This is a genomic window from Nesterenkonia sp. CL21, from assembly GCF_031705515.1.
GTDB lineage: Bacteria > Actinomycetota > Actinomycetes > Actinomycetales > Micrococcaceae > Nesterenkonia > Nesterenkonia aethiopica.
This window is the reverse complement of record NZ_JAUTWR010000008.1, coordinates 44795-64771: the sequence shown is the minus strand read 5'-3', so window position 1 is coordinate 64771 and position 19977 is coordinate 44795. Positions and strand designations below refer to the sequence as shown.

At 66.6% G+C, this 19977-nt stretch carries 15 protein-coding genes; 3 read left to right on the top strand and 12 right to left on the bottom strand.

What is annotated here, in order from left to right; translation table 11 throughout:
- Positions 1-434 precede the first annotated feature (434 nt).
- Positions 435-2660: an ATP-binding protein gene (locus Q7C18_RS12120; RefSeq protein WP_311025604.1), complete on the top strand. Its 2226-nt coding sequence runs from the start codon at positions 435-437 to the stop codon at positions 2658-2660.
- A 23-nt stretch (positions 2661-2683) separates the two neighbouring features.
- Here the strand turns inward: Q7C18_RS12120 and Q7C18_RS12115 are convergent, their stop codons facing one another.
- From Q7C18_RS12115 to Q7C18_RS12105, 3 genes are all read right to left on the bottom strand, one after another.
- Entirely contained in the window at positions 2684-3850 is a 1167-nt protein-coding gene (locus Q7C18_RS12115) for a DNA (cytosine-5-)-methyltransferase (RefSeq protein WP_311025603.1), read from the bottom strand.
- A gap of 450 nt (positions 3851-4300) precedes the next feature.
- Positions 4301-5611 carry an ISL3 family transposase gene (locus Q7C18_RS12110; RefSeq protein ID WP_311025602.1) on the bottom strand — a complete coding sequence of 437 codons (1311 nt, stop codon included), beginning with the start codon at positions 5609-5611 and terminating at the stop codon, positions 4301-4303.
- A gap of 57 nt (positions 5612-5668) precedes the next feature.
- Entirely contained in the window at positions 5669-6193 is a 525-nt protein-coding gene (locus tag Q7C18_RS12105; protein ID WP_311025601.1) for a hypothetical protein, read from the bottom strand.
- Positions 6194-6689: 496 nt separating this feature from the next.
- Here Q7C18_RS12105 and Q7C18_RS12100 point away from each other — a divergent pair, with 496 nt between their 5' ends.
- Positions 6690-8120 (top strand): glycosyltransferase 87 family protein, encoded by a 1431-nt coding sequence (locus Q7C18_RS12100; protein WP_311025600.1) that lies wholly within the window; start codon positions 6690-6692, stop codon positions 8118-8120.
- 92 nt (positions 8121-8212) lie between these two features.
- On the opposite strand, the gene Q7C18_RS12095 is transcribed toward Q7C18_RS12100, so the two are convergent.
- Complete coding sequence (locus Q7C18_RS12095) at positions 8213-9091, bottom strand: HAD family acid phosphatase (protein ID WP_311025599.1); 879 nt, start codon at positions 9089-9091, stop codon at positions 8213-8215.
- 153 nt (positions 9092-9244) lie between these two features.
- On the opposite strand from Q7C18_RS12095, the gene Q7C18_RS12090 reads away from it, so the two are divergent.
- Positions 9245-10183, top strand: coding sequence for a LysR family transcriptional regulator (locus Q7C18_RS12090; protein ID WP_311025598.1), 939 nt, complete (start codon positions 9245-9247; stop codon positions 10181-10183).
- 18 nt (positions 10184-10201) lie between these two features.
- On the opposite strand, the gene Q7C18_RS12085 is transcribed toward Q7C18_RS12090, so the two are convergent.
- Genes Q7C18_RS12085 through Q7C18_RS12050 form a run of 8 tightly spaced genes read right to left on the bottom strand, consistent with a single transcriptional unit; the run spans position 10202 to position 19963 of the window.
- A complete protein-coding gene (locus Q7C18_RS12085) occupies positions 10202-11761 on the bottom strand; it encodes a GMC oxidoreductase (RefSeq protein ID WP_311025597.1) in 1560 nt (519 codons plus the stop codon).
- On the bottom strand, positions 11758-13287 hold the full coding sequence (locus Q7C18_RS12080; RefSeq protein ID WP_311025596.1) for an MFS transporter: 1530 nt from the start codon (positions 13285-13287) through the stop codon (positions 11758-11760). The genes Q7C18_RS12085 and Q7C18_RS12080 overlap by 4 nt, the downstream gene beginning before the upstream one ends.
- Entirely contained in the window at positions 13277-14785 is a 1509-nt protein-coding gene (locus Q7C18_RS12075; protein ID WP_311025595.1) for a DUF6379 domain-containing protein, read from the bottom strand. The genes Q7C18_RS12080 and Q7C18_RS12075 overlap by 11 nt, the downstream gene beginning before the upstream one ends.
- Before the next feature lie 38 nt (positions 14786-14823).
- Entirely contained in the window at positions 14824-15783 is a 960-nt protein-coding gene (locus tag Q7C18_RS12070) for a fumarylacetoacetate hydrolase family protein (protein WP_311025594.1), read from the bottom strand.
- Positions 15780-16820 carry an amidohydrolase family protein gene (locus Q7C18_RS12065; protein ID WP_311025593.1) on the bottom strand — a complete coding sequence of 347 codons (1041 nt, stop codon included), beginning with the start codon at positions 16818-16820 and terminating at the stop codon, positions 15780-15782. Before Q7C18_RS12065 ends, Q7C18_RS12070 begins: the two co-directional genes overlap by 4 nt.
- A complete protein-coding gene (locus tag Q7C18_RS12060) occupies positions 16817-17950 on the bottom strand; it encodes an FAD-dependent monooxygenase (protein WP_311025592.1) in 1134 nt (377 codons plus the stop codon). The genes Q7C18_RS12065 and Q7C18_RS12060 overlap by 4 nt, the downstream gene beginning before the upstream one ends.
- Positions 17951-17975: 25 nt before the next feature.
- Entirely contained in the window at positions 17976-18983 is a 1008-nt protein-coding gene (locus Q7C18_RS12055) for a cyclase family protein (RefSeq protein ID WP_311025591.1), read from the bottom strand.
- Positions 18980-19963 carry a fumarylacetoacetate hydrolase family protein gene (locus tag Q7C18_RS12050; RefSeq protein WP_311025590.1) on the bottom strand — a complete coding sequence of 328 codons (984 nt, stop codon included), beginning with the start codon at positions 19961-19963 and terminating at the stop codon, positions 18980-18982. The genes Q7C18_RS12055 and Q7C18_RS12050 overlap by 4 nt, the downstream gene beginning before the upstream one ends.
- Positions 19964-19977: the final 14 nt, after the last annotated feature.

The window sequence follows — 19977 nt, the reverse complement described above, 5'->3', positions numbered from 1 at the left end:
GGCGATCGGGCGAGAAACCGCGTGATTCTGCGGTTCTCATAACAGCCACACTACCGGCAACCACCGGCTGGTACCGACTAATCCGGGGGTTTCTGGTCACCTGAACAGGCGCAGCTGATCGCCCAGCGCACTTGACCCCCAGGCGGCCGAAGAGGCCAGGATCCCTGGCATTCCGCGGGTTTCTAAGTTGGTCTGAGGCTCATTTCACGCCATGCGATGCATAGATCTCATGTTCTGGTCTCCTTTTGGTCCTCCTCCGCGCCGAGCCCGCTACCCTGCTCGCTGCGCCGGAGCGGCAGCCCCTCAGCTCGAAGACGTCTTCACCTTTCCCGTGCCCAGCTGTCCCACTCGTCCGTGGCAAGGGGCTGCAAGGGAAGCACCTCGTCCTGTAGTCCCTGACCACGCCGAGTCACCTCAGCTCCTGGCCAGGACGCGTGTATCTTGGAAACACGGGCGATCCGTACCCAGTAGACGGTGAGGAGGGGTGCCAGGTGGCGGCAGTCAATGACGAAGCGTCGTTCACGTTCAGCTGGCTCGCTTTGAAGCTGCTCGGCCGGGGGCTGTACTCGAACCCATGGAGCGCGCTGTCAGAGCTCGTCGCAAATGGGCTCGACGCGGGCGCCACTGAGGTCTATGTCTACGTGGATGCCCGAGACAAGTCGAACGCCGTTGTCGAGGTCATCGACAACGGCGGCGGCATGTCCCGCGATGACATCGACACGTATGTGAAGGTCGGCTACGACAAGCGCAAGGCCGAGAGCCGCAACAGCATCGCCGACGCCAGCCCCAAGGGCCGCAAGGGGATCGGCAAGCTTGCCGCCCTGTTCCTCTCACCACACTTCTATCTGTCGACCAGACATGTGGAAGGAGCTTCGTCGTGGGAGCTGGACGCCCGTGAGGCCGAGGTAGACCTCGACGCGCACCCCAACCTTGCAGCGGTAGATGGTACGTACTCGACCCCAAATGACACGATGTGGGCTGGGTTCGAGACGGGTACACGGCTCACGATGCTCAGCGTTGATCTCACTGGGTATGGAACCCAGGCTGTCAACGCGCTCGGGACTCGCCTCGCAAATCAGTTTCTTCTCCCAGTCAGCGCGACGCCCAGAATTTTGCTTTGGGTCCAGACGTCCAGCGCTCAGTCAATGCCCGCGTACGAGCCAGTTGAGAAGAGCATCGCGTTCGGCAATCTTGCCGAGGTCGTGATGAACTTTCCCGACACGTCTCTCCAGCCGGTGGAGCTCGCGTCCTCGGCGCAGGACTTGAAGATCCCTGCGAAGGGCCTGCCCGGGGACATCTACACGCACACGCCTCGACGTTCTCCGATGCCAGCAGAGCCCGAACAGGACGAGGCCTGGGCTGAGATCGTGGACGACGTCGACCCTGAGAATCGCACCTACCTCGGCGTTCACTACAGACTGACCGGTTGGATCGGTGTTCACGCGACCATCGACAACAAGTCTGCCCAGAACAACGATGCGCGCTTTACGAAGAACAGATACTACAATCCGGCTCAGCTCCGCGTCTACGTGCGCGGAAAGCTGGCAAGCGATCGCCTGCTCTCCCAGCTCGGGCTCACCGGAACCTACGTCAACTACATCGAAGGCGAGATCACGTTCGATCTCCTCGACGAGGATTCCCTCCCCGACATCGCGACTTCAAACCGGCAGGACTTCGATGAGACAGACAAACGTGTGACATTGCTCCGCGCACTCGTTCGGCCGCTGGTTCGCTACTTGATCCAGGAACGCAACAAGCTGGCGAGCCTGATATCCACAGAGGTCGGCAAAGAGAAGGAACGCCGCGAGACGGCGGGCAAGCGGCACTTCGCCGAACAGCTTCATGCCGATCTGGAGCAGCACAAGGAGATACCGCAGAGCACCAGGGACGAACTCCAGATGGTGATCACGAACAAGATCCAGGGCGACGTGACGCCGAAGCAGTCGTACCGGGTATTCATTTCCCATGCCAGGACGGATCGGGCGTTCGCTTTGTTCATCGATGACCTCCTTCGGGCACGCGGTGCGAAGCAGGAAGAGATCTTCTTCACTTCGCGGAAAGGGGCCACCGATGTATTGCTCGACGCACTGGCGTTGAGTGAAGTGGTCAAGCGCAACATCACAGACGACAACACGCTGATCTTCTACATGACGAGCAAGAACTTCCTCGCGAGCCAGTTCTGTCTCTTCGAGGGAGGAGCGGGATGGGCCACCCGCTCTGTCAGTGAGTACCTGAAGCTGAACGTCGAGTACGGCACCATCCCGGGATGGCTGACCAACGGGAGGGGCGAGGCGGTCCTCCTCGGCCCGAACAACACGATCGATCTGACGCCAGAGCTTCATAACTACCTAGTCGACGGAGTTCTCAACCCAATGATCGCCCACCTGAATCGCGGGCGAGACATCGCAGGCGAGCAGTCCATCCCCTCTTTCACCAGCGCGGACTTCCCGACCGCCGTGGAGATGGCCAAGGAGAGCAAGACGCCGCGGGACTACTACGATCCCGCCATCGTTGAGCATTGGGAGGCCGTAGTCCAGGGAGAGCTTGCGGGCTACCTGGAGCAGTACTTCGCCCCCTCGGACGAAACCAAGCGGATCAAAGAACTTGAGGTCGAGAACACGCAGCTGCGCGCGCTACTGAAGAATCAACCGGCTCCCTGACACCGCCTCAGCCAGCGCTACAGCTAGCTGGCGACGAATTCGAGCTGTCGAGCTTCGTCAGGAATTACGTCGATTTCCATGCTGGCCAGTAATGGAACGAGATAGTTCACCGAAAGCCACTCCACGACGGGCGCGCAGACCGCATCGCCGAACCCGGAGTACGCGTGATGTTCTTTCACGCCATCGATCGGGTATTCCGGGGCGCCCATAAGTGATGCGTACTCGCGTGGAGTCATCCACCGGATGCGGACGTCGCCCTGCCCGAGGAAGACGACCGCCTGCTTCGACGAGCCGCCGCTCGACGTGCGCAGACAACCGGCAATGCCGTCGGAGCGCAGTTCCCATCGTGGCGTTCCTTGGCGCATTCGGCGGTATGCGGTGCGCGCGGTGCCCGTCTTCCCGTCCCGAAGCGTATTGAACCTCTCGGACTGCAGGTCAGACAACGAGCCGACAAAGGCGTCGACACGCTCGGTCGACCACCAACGGGGGTCATCCTCGCTCAGTGTCTCTAGGTATGCGACGAGCCCGTCTGTGAGGAGCGGCGGCGGCTCTGGCACGTGCATCTTATGGGTCACGAGGGCGGGGTCATCGAAGATCGGAACCAACCAGTCCGGACGCAACGGACTTGGCTCAGTCATAGTCGCGACGGGTGCACTGGTGCCGATGAGGAACAGCCGCGGCCGCGATTGAGGAACGAAACGGCGGGCGTCGATGCTTAGGACGTCCACCGAGTACCCAAGCCCATTGAGCGATCGGATCGCGCTCGCGATGTCCTGACCCGAGTGGCTCGTCGCGAATGCTGTGACGTTCTCCAACGCTATGACCGGTGGACGTGCGGAACCTAGTTTGCTCAACGCCTTGATGAAGTGCCAGAAAGTGGAGCTTGCGATTCCACGGTGAAGTCCAGCACGCCCGCCAGCGACCGACAGGTCTGTGCAGGGGAACGACGCCCAGGCTATATCTGTGTTTTCTGGAAGTTGCTCACGAGACAGCTTGCCCAGGTCCTCAACAAGGAACGTATGGTCTTCGGAAGTTCCGAAGTTTCGCTCGAACATCGCATGCTTCGTGGGCGCTATGTCGTTAGACCACACGACGTCGATCCCCGCTTTGGACATCCCTAGCCGGGCGAGACCGATACCGGCGAAGAACTCGGCAGCACGCCATGCGCGTGGTGAGTCCTCAGCCATCATCTCTAGCTTCCTCCAAGGGGTGTTCGCAATAGGTCATCTGACGCTTCGCCCCGAGGCTCAGAGCGTTCGGGTCTAAGCCTACTTTCTGGTCTGGCGGTGCGTGCGCTCCACGCCAACGTCGGGCGCGCCTCGACGTATGAGGCGCTCGAACGAAGCAGCGACCGGCTTCCTCGTGCGCATGGCCGAAGCGTCCGGTCACCGTGTGCTCTGCTCTAGTGCCCTACGCGGAAGCGCTGGCCCATTTATGGGCGGAGCGTCGCCCGACCTGCACATCTGCATCGTCGGTGCCGTCGACTGTAGCCTGGCCCGTGCCCGCGATACCCGTCTGTGACGGCACCGCGTTCGAGGAGTGGTCCCGTGGCACCCCGATCTTCGAACGCCGCGGTGGCCGCTGGCCGATGACTTATTCTGTTCTTCCCCATCGAAACCGACGGCCGTGGCTTAACCGGCTCATCGCAGATGAGGGTGTAGCAGGGGTCTGAATCCTCCGGTGTCCAGCAACGCTCGGGTGATGTAGTTGGTCAGATTCCGGAAGCCCAGAGCAGTGCCGCGCAGGTGCTCCAGCCGGCCGTTGATCGCCTCCGTGGGCCCGTTGGAAGTGCCGGGGCGGTCGAAGTAGGCCAGGATGTCGGCCGCCCGGCGGTTCAGCGTCCGGCCGAGCTTCTTCAGTTCGACCAGCCTGGCCGGGACCCCGTGGCGCAGCGAGTTGATCACCTCGTTGAGCATTTGCTTGCCCGTGGGCTTGGAGGCGCACCGGTAGGCGGCGACGACCTTCTGATACGCGCTCCAGGTGGCCTCGACCTCGACATGCTCATCAGAACCGAAGACTCGATCGAGCTTGGCCCCCTGGCCGAGGGTGAGCAGATCGACTCCGGTGCGCAGTGTCTTCCGCACCCCGTAGAGCGGGTCCCCTGAACGTCCCCGGTGCCCGGTGGTCTCACGCTGGACCCGTTGCCGGGCCTGATCCAACGCATCCCCGGCCAGTGCGACCACATGGAAGGGATCCATCACCGCCGTGGCCTCTGGCAGTTGTTCTGCCGCGGCGGTCTTGAACCCGGTGAACCCGTCCATGGCCACCACCTCGATGCCGGTGCGGAATGCTGTGCTGCAGGCGGCGAGCCAGGTGGTGAAGACTTTCTTCGAGCGTCCTTCGACCATGTCCAGCAACCGCGCTGGACCGGTGCCCTCACGGATCGGGGTCAGATCGATGATCACGGTCACGTAGCGGGATCCGCGGCCGGTGTGGCGCCAGCAGTGCTCATCGACCCCGATCACCGCGACCCCGTCGAATCGGTGGGGGTCCGCGATCAGCAGCTGATGGCCGGCGGCGAGCACGGCATCGTTGACGGTGTGCCACGAACTGGCCAGGGCGGCAGCAACTCGGGCAATGCTCATCCTGTCGATCACTACCGACTTCAGCGCCCACAGCACCGCATGCCTGCTCAGCTTCGCCCGCGGGGCCGCAGCCGTACTGGTGTCCTGCCGCCAGACCCTGGCACAGTCAGCGCATCGGTATCGGCGGACTCTGACCCAGAGGGTGGTGGGCCACCACCCCAGTGGCAGATGAGCCAACTTCCGCACCACCGTGCCCCGAGCAGCTCCTTCACCGCCGCAGTCTCGACACCACGGATCATCCTGGGTGAGGCGGCATTCCAGGATGGCGCGGTCGTGGTGGATCTGCTGGCCGGTGACCCTCAGGCCGAGGTCATCGAGCAGGCAGAAGGAATCGAGATCTGGGGCGGTGAAAGTAGGCTGGGGCACGTCGAGGTCTTTCAGATGGCGAGCGTAGGAACTTCCATCTTCGGAAGGCCTCGACCTCTATCCGGACACCGCCACGCCCCGACCACTAGGGGCTGCCTCTACACCCTCATCTGCGAAGAGCCGGAAAAAGTCGCGGAAACCCGTGAGTTTCCGCGACTTTCTGGTCGGGCTGACAGGATTTGAACCTGCGACCCCTTGGAGGATCAGCACCTCGGCGTCCTCGTTGCGGATCACCGCATTCTGCTCACGCTGGATGGTGGCCACGATGTTGCGCATCTTGTCGTCCGCGCCGCGGCTGAGCTCCTCCTGCAGCACATCGTCACCGATGCTCAGGGTGCTCTCCAGCATGAACCGCATCTGGCCGTCGTCGATCTTGTACTGACGCTTGCCGGTGATCTCTCCGCGTTCAACGCCGCTGGGCGCGGCGTATTCGGCCGGTCCTGTCTCGAAGTCGTAGAAGAGGGAGGACACCGGGGCCCGCCAATCGTGGACGAGCACCTCGCGGGTGTCGGGATCCCGGAAGCTGTGCAGGCCGATGTAATGCGCAGCGGTCGAGGTGGTCTCCTCGCGGTGGAAGTCCACCCGCCCGAAATAGGGGGGAGAGGAGCAGCTTCTCCAGGCGACGCCGCGCCTCGTCGGCATTCATCGTCACGCCGACGGTCTCATCCACCTGGATGCGGATGTTCGCCTTCTCGGCATGGTCCATGTCCCGCTGGTTCTTCCAGATGAGCTCCTTGTTCTCCTGGATCTCCTCCGCCGAGCGATCGATCGAGGAGGTCAGACGATCCCGCTGCGTCCGGAGCTTCTGCAGGACCTCCTGCAGGCGTGCGCGCTCCTGGGCCTCGTCAGCCGCTGTGATCTCTGCCATCGCCCCGCTCCTCCTCCGGATCATTCGACACCGGGACAGCGGCAGATGGATCCGGCCCCGAGGAGAACAGTCGTCGAGACAGAGGAGCCGGCGCCATCCGCCGCCGGGACAACTCGAACGTCACGTGAGGTTTGCGCCGAATCCGTCGGTCTTGCCGAACCCGCCGATCCCGGAGCGTGAGGCGTTGGGAACGGTCGTAGAGTGGGGCTGATGTCTGACGAGCCTTCGACCCGACGCCGCGGGAGGCCTGACACCCACGCATCCTGCCGGGATGCCGTCGTCGCCCCCACCCGGTCCGACCCGCTGCTGCGGCTGCTCTCCGACCGGCTGGGCGGCCCGGCCGGTGCCCGGCTCCGGCCCTCCCGTCGTCGGAGCGTGACGCGCGCGCTGTTGGTGATGACCGCTGTGGCCGTGCTGCTCTCGGTGCTGACCATGCAGCACTGCCGCGCCGAGGGTTGGGTGGGCGTAGCCGTGTACCACCATGGCTGCTACTCGGACGTCTCTGCCCTGTATGTGCAGCGTGGGCTCGCGCAGGACCCGTGGGCGCCGTTCGTCGACGGCGCCTGGTTCGAGTACCCGGTGCTGACCTCCCTGCTGGCCTCGCTGGCCGCCTTGGTCACCCACGGGGTGGACGCCGTGACGAGCACGCTGGCGCCGTCGCTGGTGTATTGGGAGGGCCGCCTGTCCCTGCTGTACTGGGACGTGACCTTCCTGGGTGCCGCCCTGGCCTGGTTCGTGCTGGTGCTGGCCGTGATGCGCGCGGCCGGGCGACGCCCCTGGGACGCGGCGATCGTGGCCACCTCCCCGGCGATCATCTACGGAGCGGGCATCAACTGGGACCTCTGGGCCACGGCCGCGCTGGTGCTGGCGCTGCTGGCGCACCAGCGCGGACAGCACCTGACCGCCGGCGCCCTGATCGGAGTGGGAGTCTCCTTCAAGCTGTTCCCCCTGTTCCTGCTGGGGGCGGTGTTCGTGCTCGCCGTGCGCCGCGACGGCCTGCCGTGGAGCGCGTTCGGGCGCACACTGGGCGCCGCCGTCCTCGCCTGGGTGACCCTGAACCTCCCGGCCATGCTCGTCAGCCCGGAGAACTGGTCCCAGTTCTGGGCGTTCTCCGCCGAGCGCGGCGCTGGGTACTCCTCCATCTGGCACATCTGGCAGGTGCTCGCCGAGGGTCAGGGCGGCAGCGGGCCGGCACCGGAGCTGATCTCCACTCTGAGCCTGGCGCTGTTCGTGGCTTGCTGCCTCGGCGTGCTGATCCTCGGCGCGAAGGCTCCCGTCCCGCCGCGGACCGTCCAGCTGCTCCTGCTGATCGTCGCGGCCTTCGCGCTGGTCAACAAGGTCTACTCGCCGCAGTTCATGATCTGGCTGATCCCGCTGATCGCCCTGGCCGCGCCTCGGTGGCGGGACGTGCTGATCTGGCAGGCCGCGGAGTTCCTGCACTTCTGGGCGGTGTGGATGTACCTGGCCGGCGTCGTCGGGGACCACCAGCCGCAGCACAGCATGGCCGACGGCGTCTATGTGCTGGCCGTGCTGGGCCACATGGCCGCGACCCTGTGGATCATGGCCGTGGTGGTGCGGGACATGTACCGGCCGGAGCGCGACGTCGTGCGGAACCCGCCGGTGCTGGATCAGCGGCGCTGACGGACGTCACGTCGCGGCCCGGCCACAACCCACGGGGCGATCCGGTCTCCGGCCGAGAGATGCCCCGGCCGGAGACCAGCGACGTCAGCCCCTCAGTGGTTGCCCTCTTCGTCGTAGGTGCCGAACTCCATCTCGGCGTCCCATTCGTCGAGCTCGGCCTCCTGCCAGGAGCCGTAGGTAGGGTTGGGCAGGACGAACCAGTCGTCGCCCCACCGGTCGGCATGCTCCTCGATGAGGTCGTGCTGCTCCTCCAGGTCGGCGCCGGCGTAGCCCTCATGGAAGTCATGCAGAGTGTCGCCGAGCTGCATGATCAGCTCGTACTCGGCCTCCACGGACTCCCGGCGCTCCTGCTTGGGCGGACCCAGCAGCAGGACCTGGTCCTCCTCCACCTGCGGGAACTCCAGCTCCTCCAGCATGGCGAGGGTGTCATCGAGGTTCTCCTCCGTGCGGTCGGAGAGGTAGACGATCGTCACGCCCAGCTCATCGGCACGCTCGAAGAACTCCAGGGCGCCGGGGATGACGCGGGCCGTGCCTTCGCGCTCCCAGTGGTCCCAGGTCTCCCAGTCGGTGTAGTCGTGGCACTGGGCCATGTCCCGAGCGAGCAGCTCGGAGTTGTCCACTGCCGTCTCGTCCAGGTCGGTGATGAGCGCCAGATCCTCGCCGTCGGCCTCGTCGACGAGCTCCTCCAGGCGCTGCTCCGCCAGGCGGTAGGTCTGCGCCTGCAGGGCCTTGGCCTCCGCGCTCTGCTGCTGCCAGCGCAGACCCATGGCATGTTCGAGGACCGCGCAGTCCTCATCCGTCTCCGCATCCTCGGCAGCCGCGTCGTCCGACGTCGCGCCGTCGTCGTCGGTGTCAGCGGCCTCAGCGGCGTCGTTGACGTCCTCGTCGACGTCCGCACCGTCCTCCCCGTCAGCACAGGCCGTGGTCGCCAGCAGTGCGAAGGCCCCCAGGCCAGCCAGTGTCTTCTTCATGAGTCGACTCCCCTCGTGCGGTATACCAAGTCCGTTCTCAGGTTCTCACAGGCATCCTCCGCGAGGAAGGCCCGAGACGCCTCCGACCAGCTCATCCGTGACACGTACCACTGTTACCATCGAACAGCACACAGCGGGGAGAGGTGACCGACCATGAGCGACTACCAGCAGGTCGCCCGCCTGGACCTGAACCTGCTGATCGCTCTCGACGCCCTCTTGACGGAGAAGAGCGTCACCCATGCGGCGCGGAGGCTTCATCTCAGTCAGCCAGCTCTGAGCGCCTCACTCGCCCGCCTCCGGCGACACTTCGGAGACGACATCCTGGCGCGCCAGGGAAACACCTACCGACTAACTCCTCTGGGAGAGCGTCTCACCGAACACACCACCACGGCACTCGAATCCGCACATCGCGTCTTCGACCTCACACCGCATTGGCGGCCAGAGCAGTCAACGCGCGAGTTCACCATCTTCGGGTCCGACTACGGCCTGGCCATGATGGGCGCCCTGCTGTCGAAACGCATGGCGGAGACGGCTCCCCGAGCGACAGTGCGCATGCGGCTTCACAATCCGACCGTGGTCGAAGATGCGGCACACCATCTGCGCACGGCGGACGGGATGATCCTGCCCCACGGCTTTCTCACAGAGCTCTCCCACGCTGACCTGTGGCAGGACGAGTGGGTGATCCTCGCCGCAGAGGACAACCCTCACCTGTCCGAGCCACTGACGATGGACATGCTGGCGGCCTGCCCGTGGGTCGTCACGTACCTGACCCGCTCCGCATTCACGGCCGCGGATCGCCAGATGCGTCATCTGGGTCTGGAGCCCAGGATCGAGGCCGTGGTGGAGAGCTTCCTGGCCCTGCCCAACTTCGTCCGCAGGACCCGACGGCTTGCCGTCCTGCACCGTGGCATCGCGCAACGCCTGCCTCTTCAGGGGCTCCGCCTGCACTCCGTGCCGTTCGACGTGCCAACGGTGCGCACCGCCCTGTGGTGGCATCCGGTCCATGACAATGACCGCGAGCACCGCTGGTTCCGGGAGCTGCTCTGCGAGGTTGCAGCGGAGATCCGCATCCCCGCCGGCTCCGCGCGGTGACGGGGGCCCTCTCGTCCGTCATCCTCTGAGCGAGTCCGCCAGACGGCGCGCCCCCCGGACTGCCAAGGCCACGCTCATCAGCGTGGGGTTCATGGTCGTCGCCGTCGGGATGACTCCGTTGCCTCCGACCACCAGGTTGTCGTAGCCCCAGACAACCGACCACGGGTCGGCGACGCTGGTCCCGTCATCCGTGGTCCCGAGCCGCGTCGTGCCCTGATAGTGGAGGCTCGACCCCGCAGGCATGAGCCGCGGAGCGGCGACCAGGTGTCCGAGAGCCGTCCCGGCTCTGCGGAGGCGCTCTGTCGCAGCGCTGATCTCCGCCTCCTCCGTCGCAGTGAGCTCGTATCGGATCGTCATGCGCGGGAAGCCGAGATAATCCTCGCGCTCATCGTCGAAGCTCACTCCGTCCTCAGGACGCGGGTGCTTGCGAAGTCCGAATCCCATGTTGACGAAACCCCAGGGACTGTCACGGTGAGGGGAGTCCTCTGGCAACGGGAACGGCGGCTGCTCCGAATACATGACCTGGGCGGAGTACGGATGGTCAGGCTCGGAGAACGGGATGCGCAGTGCCGCAGCCACCGGATCTGCATGGCGGGCCCGGCGGGCCAGCTCCGCGTCTCGGTCCTCCTCAGGGACGTACCGGCGCATGGTCTCGCCGTCCAGCGCCACGGTGCACACCACCACGGGGTGCTCGGTGAGGTAGCGTCCGAGCGCCTGGGGTCGGACGCCGGAGCGCCACAGGAGCTGCGGAGTGCGGAAGGCATCGGCCGCGACGACGACGGCGTCGGCCGGGATCTCCTCGACCTCGCCGGTGCGCAGGTCCTGGGCTACCACGCCGCGAGCGCGACCGTCACCGTGAAGGATCTCCCGCACGAGCGTGAGGTCCCGGAGCTGGAACCTCTCCGCGAGCGGGTCCGACGCATCGGTGAGGGGACCCAGGACGACGTCGGCACCGGCCCATCGCATGGTGCCGTCCTCCTGGGGGTCTCCCGCGACCGGGAGCTTGCCGACGCCGCGCCCCTCGGGAAGCTCATCGGCGAACTCACCCTCCAGGATGGTCTGGAGGGCCGCGGCGATGGGGGAGTCGTCGAACGGGTCCTCGTGCACATGCAGCAGCTCCTCAGCCGCTGCCAGGAGGTCCTCCCATTCGGCGTCGTCGATGAAGGTCACCTTCTCGCTGTCCGCCGGGCGCGGTGTGGCACAGGTCCAGTGAGCACCCTGGCCTCCGACGTTGGAGGAGGCCGCCGCGGCAGGGAACTGTGCCGCCTCCGCGCTTCCCTCTCCGCCGTAGTCCAGCAGGAAGGTGCCCTGCCGGGCGGTGAAGCTTCCCTCCACCACAGTGTCCTCGGGGATGCCGAGGGCCGCACGGTGGTCCCCGGCGAGCGGACCCTGTGACTTCGTCCGGGCCTCCGCCTTGGTCTCCGGATCGAGGAGGTTCCGCACACTCTCTCCCGGCACTTCGGTGAGCTGAGGTCCGGCTTCGAGCATGATCACCCGGACATCCGGGCCACTCTCGAGCAGGGTCCGCGCGTAGGCGGACCCGATGGGGCCGCTGCCGACGATACAGATGGTCTTCATGATGATGACTCCGCCTCCTGTGATGACGAGTTGTCGATGGTGTCGCCGGAGGCACTCAGGGCGTCCCGGGGAAGCGCCGCGGCGATGACGATGCCGAGGAGGTAGACCCCGGCCAGGGAGAGAAACACCGACGAGAGCACCTCGTCATAGGCCTGGGCGACCAAGGCCTGGTCAGCCCCGGTTGCGGAGGCGACGCGTTCCGGCGAGAGGCCCTGTTGCGTGATCCGGTCCGGCAGACGCGACACCACCCCGGAACCGATCATGCTGCCGACGAAGCCTCCCCCTGCCGCTGCGCAAAGCTGGCGGACCAGGTTGACCATGGCCGTCGAGGCTCCCACATCCTGCGCAGGCACGACGGACTGTGCGACGGCCACGAGGAGGTTCATGATGCAGCCAGTGCCCACCCCGACCGCTGCCATGGCGATCATGGGGGCCGCCAACGGCGCGGACGTCGGGATGAACGCCATGGCCAGTAGGCCGGACGCGGCGAGCGCCGAGCCCACGAGAGGGTATCGGCGATAGCGGCCCGACCGGGCCACAAGCCAGCCTGTCCCCAAAGAGGCCACCAGCATGCCGAAGACGGTCGCCATGGGCACCAGGCCCGATGTCGTCGGCGAGACCAGGTAGGCCATCTGGATGTACGTCGGCACATAGGCGACCACCGCGAAGAGGCCCACGCCGATGACGGCCGCGAGGCCGCCGGTGAGCAGGACACCACGATCGGTGAGGATCGAGAGCGGGACCAGCGGGTGTTCCAGGCGCCGCTCCCGGAGCACCCACGCCGCGCCGCCGAGCACCATGATCGTCGCGGCCACAGCCATCTGGGGCTGCCAGACGTCCTCGCCCCACCAGGTGATCAGCAGGATCAGGGAGACCGAGGACATCACGAAGAGAAGCACGCTCCACGGATCGATCCGCACTGTGCGGTCACCGCTGATCCGTGGGATGAAGGCCCAGGCACCGGCGACGGCGAGCGCCCCCAGCGGCACGTTGATCCAGAAGATCCACGGCCAACCCCAGGTCTCAGTGATCAGTCCGCCGAGCACGGGACCCACCACGATGGCCACGGGAAAGGCCAGACCCACGATGCTCAGGTGTTTGGCGCGCTGCCTCGGGGGAGCGACGGAGGCGATGATCGTCTGGGACATCAGCTGCATCGCTGCGGCGCCACACCCCTGCACGAGACGGGCCGCCACGATCTGCGGAAGGCTCTGAGCGTAGCCGCAGAGCAGGGAGGCCAGGATGAACACGACGAGCCCTGCGATGAAGACCCGGCGCACGCCGAGCCGATCTCCGACCCTGCCCAGGAAGGGCAGCAGCACCGCGGCTGCCATCGTGTACGAGACCACGATCCAGCTGAGATGCTGAACGGCCCCCAGTTCGCCGGCGATCGTGGACAGTGCCGTCGAGACGATCGTGTGATCGATCGCCCCCAGGAACGCGGCTCCCAGAAGCGTCGCGAGCACAGCGCGGAGCCTCCAGGACGTCAGATGCCCGACGCGCGCTTCGGCGGCGTCACCGCGCATGGACGCTCCTGCGAATCAGGTCATGCTGCCGACGGACGAGCTCCAGGGAGTCGACCTGCCCGAGATCTGCAAAGGCATGACCCTCCCACTCGGAGGAGAACCACCCGCGGAAGCCGCCGTCGGCGAAGATCCGCACCAGCCGCGGATAGTCGATCGCGGGCTCCTGTCCGTCCTCGTCGATGTCATAGAACTTGGCGTGGACATGCATGATCTGCGGCATGATCTCCTGCCAGGCCTCGACGTCGACGTGCCCCTGCATGTTGAAGGCGAGTCGGGCGAAGGGGCCCAGAGTGGCGGGGTCGATGCCCCGGGAACGCAGGTAGCCGAGAAACTCCTCCTGCCTGACCTGAATCGGCTCGTCGGTGGCCCAGATCTCCTGCAGGCGATCGAGCGCCGCGGAGTCCAGCCCCATCCTGCCCATCGTGCCCAGCAGCGTCGGCGCCATCCGGCGCATCGTGGACGAGAAGTCCGCGACGAAGCCCAGCAGCGGCGAGTCGAGCTCCTCGTACACCTCACGCACCCGCAGGATCGGCTCAGAATCAGGTCCATGCGGGGCATGGATCTCGTAGGCCATCTTCAGCTCGAGCTCCTCCGCGAGGGGCAGCAGCCGCCTGAGCAGCTCCGGCTTGGCGGACTGGATGCGCACCAGCGGGAATCCCAGCCGGTGCGCGCCGTCGAACAGCCGTCGGGTGAAGTCATACTCCTCGTCGAGAGTCATGTCTCGATCGTTTCGGCGTCCCATGTCCAGGTTCGCGCCGAACGAGGTCGCCGTGAACCCGTAGCGATCGAAGCTTCTGCGCCAGCGCTCGACGAAGCTCTCCGTGACATCGGGGTAGCTGCGCAGGGTCTGGGAGGCGACGATCTCGATGCCCGGCCCGATCCCCAGGTCCGCCACCCGCTGCAGAGTGGAGTCCAGGTCCAGCTGGCCGGCGACGAGCTCCGCGGTTGCGGAGTACAGGGTCAGTCCCAGTCCGAACGGGAGCTCGCCCGTCGCGGCAGGCTCCGCAGGACCTGACTGCTCGGCGCCCGCACGATCCGTGACAGAGAACGTCCCGTCACTCGGCGTGCCGGTCGAGGCCGAGTCACGCACGATCAGCTCCTGATCGACCGTCACGTGATTCGGCACGTAGGTACCAGGGCCCTCGGGCGTTCCCGGCGCGATCTGCATGTAGGGCAGGCGCAGGACCACGGAGAGCTCGATCCTGTGACTGGCCCCCACAGGGGAGGCCTCCTCCTGCTCGATCACCAGCAGCGGGTGATCACCCACGAACCACAGGACGTCCCACCGGTCGGGCAGCTCAGCGACCGGATGCCGCCCTCCCGCCAGCTCGAGGCTGAGCCTCTCCGGGGCGACGCGGTCTCCGTCCACGCTGACGTCGACGGACTGCACGGCGGAGAGCCACAGGCTGCGGTACCAGGGCAGCTGCAGGGCGATCGCCACCCCCTCCGGGTGGCTCCGGAGCGCAGAGTCGTTGATCAGGACGTCATGAGTGGCCATGGCCGTGTCTCCTCCGTGTCAGGTCGTTCCTTGGTGTCTCAGACCGATGCCGCAGATCGTGCGGATCGGATGGGTGGTGCCGGTCGGGCGGCCCCGACCACATTGGTGATCTCACCGACGCCTTCGATCCACATGGTCACGGTGTCCCCCTGGACCAGGGGCGGCGGGTCGGTCACGCCGCGGCGGCCCCACAGCTCGGCCAGACATCCGCCGTTGCCGACGGTTCCGGAGCCCAGGACGTCGCCGGGGCGCACCACCGAGTTCCGGGAGGCATAGGCGACCAGCTCCGGGAATGTCCATCCCATATGGGACGTCAGATCCTGGCCGACCAGCTCACCGTTGACATAGACCTCCGCCCGCAGCCCCATCCGCCCGTCCGGGCCGCAGCGCCGGTTCAGCTCATCCGCCGTGACGATCCACGGGCCGAGCGTGGTGCCGAAGTCTTTGCCCTTGCAGGGCCCCAGGCGCACGCGCATCTCTCTGCTCTGGAGGTCTCGGGCGGACCAGTCGTTCATGACCGTGTAGCCGAAGATGTGGTCTTCGGCCTCATCCGGCGTCAACGACGTCCCCTCAGAGCCCTCAACTCCGCCGACGACGGCCGCGAGCTCCAACTCGAAGTCCAGCCGCTCCGTGACCGGCGGACTCATGAGCTCGCCCGTACCCAGGACCGTGTGGGGATTCGTGAAGTAGAACGTCGGTGCCTCGTACCACTCCGGCACGACCTGGCTGCGGCCGTCAACCGCCGCACTGACCCCTTCGACGTGCTCTTCGAAGGCGACGAAGTCACGGATCGAAGCAGGCTCGAGCGGCGCGACGAGAGTGACCAGGTGCCACGGGATCAGCTGCGGGTCAGTCCGCTCGCAGGCCTCCCGCGCGGCGGCGACGCCGCCGGCGATGACCTGGCTCATGGTCAGGTCCTCAGGGAACGCCACGACGCCTTCGGTGCGGATGAATCCCTCCTGGACGCGTCCGTCGTACCGCCACCGTCCGACCTTCATGCGCCCACCTCCCGGGTCGGTCTGACCGCGCCGGTGCGATCCCCGCCGTCGCGCATCAGGGCAGCCGCGTTGCCGGCCAGGATCCCCTCCCGCACGTCGTCGTCGAGACCGGCCTCGGTCACGAGGGAGACCGGATCGTCCGTGCCCATGTCGAACGGATAGTCGCTGCCCATCAGCACCCTGTCGGCTCCGACCGCCCCGACGAGCCCACGAAGCGCAGCCGCGTCGTGGACGACGGTGTCGAACCAGATCCGACGCAGGTACGTCGACGGAGGATGCGCACAGACCTGCGCTTCCGGACGCACCCGCCACGCCCGGTCCGAGCGGCCGACAGCGGCGGGCAGATAGCCGCCCCCGTGGGCGACGATCAGCTTCAGACGCGGATGCCGGTCCAGCACTCCGGCGAAGATCATGTGGGACAGGGCCACCGCGTTCTCCACGGGCTGGCCCACGGTGTTGGACAGGTAGTAGCGATCCAGACGTTCATCGAGGCTGCAGCCGAAGGGGTGGAGGAACACGACGGCGCCGAGCTCCTCGGCCCGGCTCCAGAAGGGCTCCAGCCGCTCATCGGAGAGCTCCACATCGCCGGCGAAGGAGGACACCTCCACCCCCGCCAGGCTCCGTGTGCTGACAGCATCCTCGAGGCAGTGGACCAGGGCCTGCGGCTGCTGCAGCGGCACGAGACCGAGACCGGTCAACCGGTCCGGCGCGTCCGCGACGTGCTCCGCGATGTGCCGGTTCGCCTCGCAGGCTGCCCACACGGCGAGCTCCTCATCGGCCCAAGGGTAGTAGTGATTCGGCGACGGGCTGACCCATTGCCGGTCGACGCCCTGGCTGTCCATCCTGCTCAGCCGCGTCTCCAGGTCGGTCAGGGCGGCGAATCGGGAACCGATCATGGCCGCAGAGGCTCGCAGGCTCTCCTCGCCCTGGCGGACCATCTCCAGTTCGGCGGCCGCCGCAACCCCGGCGGGGTCCCGCCGTTCGACCTCGGCCTGGAGATCCGGCATCAGGAGATGGGCATGGACGTCGGTGATCATGCCGGCACCGCCATCTGTTTGGCCGTCGCGACGATCAGCCCCGGAGCATCGGCCTCCCGGTCGCCGTCGAGCTGCCACTGTCCGAGCTGCACTGATGCGTCGACGACGGCAGAGGCGCGAGGCACGCGCCGAGCGTGGAATGCGGACCACAGGTCATCGTCCAGACGGTCGGAGGAGAGGAGGAGCTCCGTGAGCACCGCGGCATCCTCGAGCCCTTGGGCCGCGCCCTGCGCGATGGTCGGAGGGCAGCTGTGCGCCGCGTCTCCGATGATGACGGCTCTGCCCCTGTTCCACGGGGCAGGCACCAGGTGCGAAGTGAACCAGGTGTAGTTGACGGCGGCGCCCTGGCGGAGGTCCCGGCGGATGGACTCCCACGGGCCGCCGTAGCTGGCCGAGAGGTCATCCATGATGCGCACTGCCTCAGCGTCGTCGACTCCGGTCCGGTCCTGGGCCGCCTCGACCAGGAAGGCGTACATGGAGTCGTCTCCGGTGGGGGTGTATCCGGCGATGTAGGCCGGCCCGCCGTAGAACAGCTGGGTCTCGGTGACCTCGTCCGGACGAGAGACGAAGGTGCGCCAGATGCCCATCCCGGTCGGTTCTGGCCGTTCACCGATGCCCAGTCCGTCGCGGATGGTCGAGTTGAGACCGTCGGCCCCGATGATCAGGTCGTAGGGGCCCCTGTCCTGCCCGTCCACGAAGAGGCCGATCTCGGTGCCGCGATCGTCGATGTGCGTGACCCGTGCCCCCATCTCCACCTGGGCGCCCGCGTTGAGGGCACCCTGGTACATGATGCGGGCCAGCTCACGACGCGGCATGCCCATTGCCGCGGGGAGGTCATCGCCCCCGGTCTTCACATCGGGGAGCTCCGCGACGACAGCCGCGTCGGGTCCCGGCGCCCGCAGGCGCAGACCTTCGAAGGGGTACCCACTGTCCCGCACCTCCTCCCACAGGCCGAGCCCGCGCAGAGCACGCAGTGCGTTGCCCTGCAAGGTGATCCCAGAACCTTTCGCGCTGATCTCTGACGCTGATTCGAAGACCTCGACCCTCACGCCGGCCTGGGCGAGTCCTCTGGCGGCGGCGAGGCCGGTCACTCCTGCGCCGACGATGGCCACGATGGCGACTGCTGACATGGGATTCTCCTCAGAAACAGGCCGGTCAGAGCACGGCGATGGGATTGATGGGTGAGCCGACGGCCCCTGTGATGGGCAGCGGCGGGGCCGCCAGGAAGAACTCATAACGACCGGTGTCCGCACAGATCCGGGCCAGCTCCTCCAGATTCCACATCTCACCGATGGTCAGGCCCATGTTGGGGATGCAGACCTGATGGAGCGGCTGGAACGCCTGGTCGAATTCGTTGGGGCGCACTTCGAAACCCCAGGTGTCTGTGGCCACCGCGGCGACCTCGGAACGGTGGAGCCAACTCGCCGTGGTGAAGGAGAGCCCTGGGGCCGGCCCTCCGGCATAGTCGCCCCAGGCGCCCGGACCCACTCGGGACAGCTGCCCGGTCCGGACCAGCAGGATGTCGCCGCGTCCGACCTGGCTGGAGACCCCCTGGGCCTCGATGCAGCCCTCGATCTCCCCCTCTGTGATGGCGTGACCATCCGGAAGCTCCCCGGTCTCCGGGTGCAGATGGCGTCCCAGATCCAGGAGCACTCCGCGGGAGACGAGGGTGTCGGCAGCATGTTCGATGCCGGTGACGAGGTCCCCGTCGCTCGTGACCACCTCGCCGGCCCTCCTCCCGTTCCACGCCCAGCCGTGGTCGAAGATGTGCCCCAGGCCGTCCCATTGGGTGGAGCACTGCAGGGGCATGGCGACGACATCGTCCGCGCCGCCGATGCCGTGGGGGAAGCCCTGCATGCCTCGCTCAGCGTCCGTCCCGGTGTCCAGCATGGTGTGCACGGGGTTCGTGCGGCGTCGCCAGCCCTTCTGCGGCCCGTCCATGTCGAAGCGCAGCGCGAGAGAGACCGTACGTCCCTCGCGGATCAGGCCGGCAGCTTGGATCCGTTTCTCGGTGTTGATGAAGTTCAGGGTGCCCAGGACGTCGTCCGCGCCCCACCGCCCCCAGTTGCTGCAGGCCCGTGCGGCCTCCGCGATATGCCTCTCGGCGGCGCTGCGGTCGAGATCGCCGCTGTGGAGGGGCCTGCTCCGTGTCGTCTCTCTCATGTGTCCTCCTCGGTGGTGCACCGGACGGTCTGACTGCCGAGCCGTTCGATCGACCCGACCATCACGTCGTCATCCTGCAGCATCCGTCCCCAATGCATACCGTTCCCGGCGGGGCTGCCGGTGAGCAGGAGGTCCCCCGGCCGCAGCGGCATCGTCTGGGAGGCCTGGGCCACCAACGTGGGGATGTCGAAGAGGAGGTCAGACGTGCGGGAGTCCTGCATGACGGTGCCGTTGAGGCTCAGCCGGATGCCCAGATCCCCAGGGTCCACGAAGGGCGCCGGGACAAGGTACGGACCGGTCGGCAGGAAGCCTGGGGCGTTCTTCGACCGATACCAGTCTGTTCCGATCTCCTTCATGTCCTTCCGGAACACCAGGTCACGGGTCGTGATGTCGTTGACGATCGTGTATCCGGCGATGTGGGCCTCGGCTTCGGCGGCCGAGATCCGATACGTCTCCCGACCGATGACCACGGCCAGCTCAAGCTCCCAGTCATGCTGCTCGCTATAGCTCGGCAGGGTCAGGGCCTCATCGACGCCGACCACGCAGGCCGGCAGCCCGATGAAGAAGTAGGGCTCACCTTCAGCCTTCCTCCTGTCCATGAGGTCAGCGGCGAAGGCTCGCGCCTCCTCGGGGCTGCGGTCGCCGTCCTGAGTCAGACCTGCGGCCACCAGTTCGATGACATGCTCGCGGTAGTTGGCCCCGGTCTGGAGCACCTGGCGAGGTTCCACCGGAGCGGCCAGCCGCACGGAATCGACCGGGCGCCATGCATCTGCGCTCTCCGCCACCGCTTCGAGTCGGCCCCAATCAGGTGCCGCGAGGAATGCGTTGAGACTTTTCGCCCCGAGCTCGTCGTCGCTGAGCAGTCGGATCTCGTCATTCCGGACGACGCCGGTGCGACCGTCGTCCACACGTGCGAGCGCGAAAGGGACGTCCAACGTCCACGCTTCAGGGGTCATCGCCGCCTCCAGTCTTTCAGCCATGGCATCACAGCGTC